4 protein-coding genes are annotated in these 3,174 nt (G+C 70.6%); all 4 read left to right on the forward strand.

What is annotated here, in order from left to right:
- The first annotated feature begins 135 nt into the window (after nt 1–135).
- Genes ACTWQE_RS33855 through ACTWQE_RS33870 form a run of 4 tightly spaced genes read left to right on the forward strand, consistent with a single transcriptional unit; the run spans nt 136 to nt 2,324 of the window.
- Nucleotides 136–558, forward strand: coding sequence for an RRQRL motif-containing zinc-binding protein (locus tag ACTWQE_RS33855; protein ID WP_443332926.1), 423 nt, complete (start codon nt 136–138; stop codon nt 556–558).
- 22 nt (nt 559–580) lie between these two features.
- Nucleotides 581–1,042, forward strand: a complete 462-nt coding sequence (locus tag ACTWQE_RS33860; protein WP_443332927.1) for a Pycsar system effector family protein — start codon at nt 581–583, stop codon at nt 1,040–1,042.
- Nucleotides 1,042–1,368: a hypothetical protein gene (locus ACTWQE_RS33865; protein ID WP_443332928.1), complete on the forward strand. Its 327-nt coding sequence runs from the start codon at nt 1,042–1,044 to the stop codon at nt 1,366–1,368. The genes ACTWQE_RS33860 and ACTWQE_RS33865 overlap by 1 nt, the downstream gene beginning before the upstream one ends.
- The gene (locus ACTWQE_RS33870; protein WP_443332929.1) at nt 1,365–2,324 is read left to right on the forward strand and encodes an AAA family ATPase; all 960 of its coding nucleotides are present in this window, start codon (nt 1,365–1,367) and stop codon (nt 2,322–2,324) included. The genes ACTWQE_RS33865 and ACTWQE_RS33870 overlap by 4 nt, the downstream gene beginning before the upstream one ends.
- Nucleotides 2,325–3,174 lie beyond the last annotated feature (850 nt).

Raw genomic sequence — 3,174 nt, forward strand, 5'->3', positions numbered from 1 at the left:
GCTCACCGACGACTGGAGGAGATCGCACGTGCTCATTCCCCGCCCACGCCGCCGGATCGGCCGGCCCCGGCCCATGCGCCCCGGCCCCCGCTACCCGCACCGTCCCCACCGGCTGCCCGGCGCCTGGAGCAGGTGATGGACGGCCAGGAGGAGGACCTGGTCGACGTCGACCTGTATGACGACAGCTCCTTCCCGGAGTTCCGGTTCCGGCAAGCACCCAAGGGGCTTGTCACCCGACGCCAGTTACGGGCGATGAACCTCAGCCCCGGGGGCCAGGAGCCCGTCGCACAGCTGATCTGGCGTAACGGCAAACGCAAGGCGTGGCTCTACCGCGTCGACCTGGCGAAGCCGAAGAGGAAGCCGACGCTCGCTCAGGAATGGGCGCTGGACCGGGCGATGGCCGCGAGGCAGACCTGTCCGAAGTGCCATCGCCGCTACCACTACTGCCTGCCTCTGCGCACCCAGGGCTGTTGCAAGCAATGCAACGACGGCATCCCGGCCGACCCCCGTAGCTACATCGCTCCCACGGCTCCGGTCACGCACCGGCTGGCCGCCTGACACAGAGGAGAGACCCCTACCCATGGCCGTCACGGTCCCCGCTTCCGATACCGACAAGAACCTGGACACCGCTTGCGCCTCGGTCGTCAGCGAGATCGCCCGCACGGACGGCAAGGCGTCCTTACTACTGGCCTTCAACGGCGCCGTCCTCGCCGGACTCGCGTCCGTCGCCGACAAGGAACTGCCGCTGCCGGCCAAGGTCTTCGGCACGCTCACCGTCCTCGCCCTGGTCGCCGCCGCTGTACTGCTGCTCCTGGTCGTCAGGCCCCGGCTCAGTGGCAGCGACCGGGCGTCCTTCCCCTACTGGGCGCGGATCGAGGAAGACCAGATCCGCGCCTGCATGGAGGGAGACACCCGGGCGGCCCGCATCCGGGTCCTGTCTGTCCTCGCAGTCCGCAAGTACAGCCAGCTGCGGCGCGCGGTCGACCTCAGCCTCGCCGCTCTGGCCCTGCTCCTGGTGGCCGCCGCCGGCACCGTGCTGTGATGGCGGCGGCCACGATGCCCCGCACCCGCGTCGACCGCATCCGCGCTGCGGTCGGGATCGCCCAGCTCACTCTGCAGCAGATCGAGGACGACCTCACCGGCGACATCGACGCGCTCCACGACGAAGCCGACCCGCCCGGCGGCGTCTTCGGCTCCTTCGCGCAGCTGCTCACCGTCACCGCGCAGCGAGCCGAGCAGCTTGAGCCCGACCGCGACGGCGACGCCTCGTGCCCGCTGCACGAGGCCGCCGCACTCGTCATCGACGACGCCGGCCAGCGCATCCACTGGGCCGCGCGCGCCCTCGTCCCGCAAGGAGACTCTGAATGACATCGCTGATCTACCCGGAGCTGCCGGAGAACGGTTTGGTCGTGCTGATCGGTGCCTCCGGGGCCGGTAAGAGCACGCTGGCCAGCACCTGGCCCGCCTCTCAGGTCCTCTCGCTCGATGCCCTGCGGGGCGCTGTCAGTGACGACCCCGGATGCCAGGAAGCGACCGCCGACGCCGTCGACGCCCTGCACCTGCTCCTGGAGCGCCGGATGGCCCGGAAGCGCAACACGATCGTGGACGCAACGAATGTCGAACGGTCTGCCAGGGCACCTCTGGTCGCCGCCGCCAAGCGGCACGGCATGCCCGCCATCGCGGTCATCGTCGCCACGCCGACCTCCGTCTGCGTCGACCGGCAGCGCCCGCGCCCAGCCAACCGAACCGTGCCCGACGATGTGGTGCTCGCCCAGCACAAGGAGATGGTCCGCTCCCACCAGTTGCTGAGCAGCGAGGGATTCAACGAGGTCGTCTTCGCCGACAGCCTGTACCAACTGGAGCCGCACCTGCGGCGCCTGAGCGAGGCCCGGATCGTCGACCTCGGCCTGGACGGCAGCGAGGGCCTGGGTGACCTGCTCCTGCCCCGCCGCTTCTTCGGCTCGGAGATCTTGCCGCTGTGGCGCTGGAAGCCGGGCTCCGACCTGGCGGGCGGTGACCGCGTCGCGGAGATTCGCCTTGGTCAGCAGTACCTCACCCTCGCCTTCCGCGAGGACGTCGACGGCGAGGGCGACGTCGGCTTCGACGTGCTGCTGCCCTGCCTGGTCGACCCCGAGTGCGACGGGTACGCGTGGGCGCCGGTCTACAGCATCACCTGTCTGCACCGCGCCCTGACCGGTGATATGGACAGCGACCCGGACATCATTTGCACTGTCCACGGCCCGCACGAGGACGAGGACCAGGACGACGATCCCGAAGGCCGCGCCGACATCGAAGCGCAGGCCGTGGAGGCGGTCCGCGGATAAGCACCCCACCACCGCAACCGCACCCCTGCGCCCCGTCCGAACTCCCGGCCCGGGGGTATCTGGGCGCAGGGCTGCCCGAGTGCCACCTGCCCATCCGGGGCGGGACCGCTGGCCTCGCCGCGTACCGCCGCATCGTCCACACCCACAGCGGCGGCCCGCGCACCGCTGAGAGGCTGTGGTGCACGAGCGCCCGGGCGCATGGTGCACGAGCGGAACCGCTCAGCTGCAACCGCACCTCACGCCAGCCCTTCAAGGCTCCCCCAGCACGGCGGAGTTGGGCCCTGACCAGGGCAGATGCACCGACTCATGTTCGTTCACCGCGGTCCGGCTCATGCACCACACGGTGTGTTGTAGAGCTGTGATCTTCGGCCCGGGCTGGTGGTGAAGGCCGATCGGTTCCGTGGAGCAATGAAGAGCTCCGCTCGCACGACAGCACCTGCGAATGCGACGTCGCCCGGCTCGCCACGCACGTCCGCTCGCCGCTTCCCCTCCCCGCGCCCCCTGTCGCCCTCGCGGCGGCCGCGGGCCTCCAGTCCCGGCCGCCCCGAGGCACCCCATCCCTCCGAGCGAAGGAGAACTTCGTGACCCTGCCGGACAACCCCACCGCTCTCCAACGCCTCGCCCGCGCCCGGTGCCGCACGTGCGCGCCCGCCGCGCACCACTGACGGGCCCGCGTACCGCCCCGAACCATCGAAAGGAAATACCGCATGTCTCGTACCGCCGCCCAGTTCCTGACCCGGCCGCTGCGGTGGCTCCAGGCCCGCTGCGCCCCGACTGCCGACACAACGGTCGTACTGGGCGACACCGACGCACTCCCGCTGCCCTACAACGACCCGTACTTCGGGCTGCT

This window comes from Streptomyces sp. 8N706, from assembly GCF_052245415.1.
In the GTDB taxonomy this organism is placed as follows: Bacteria; Actinomycetota; Actinomycetes; order Streptomycetales; family Streptomycetaceae; genus Streptomyces.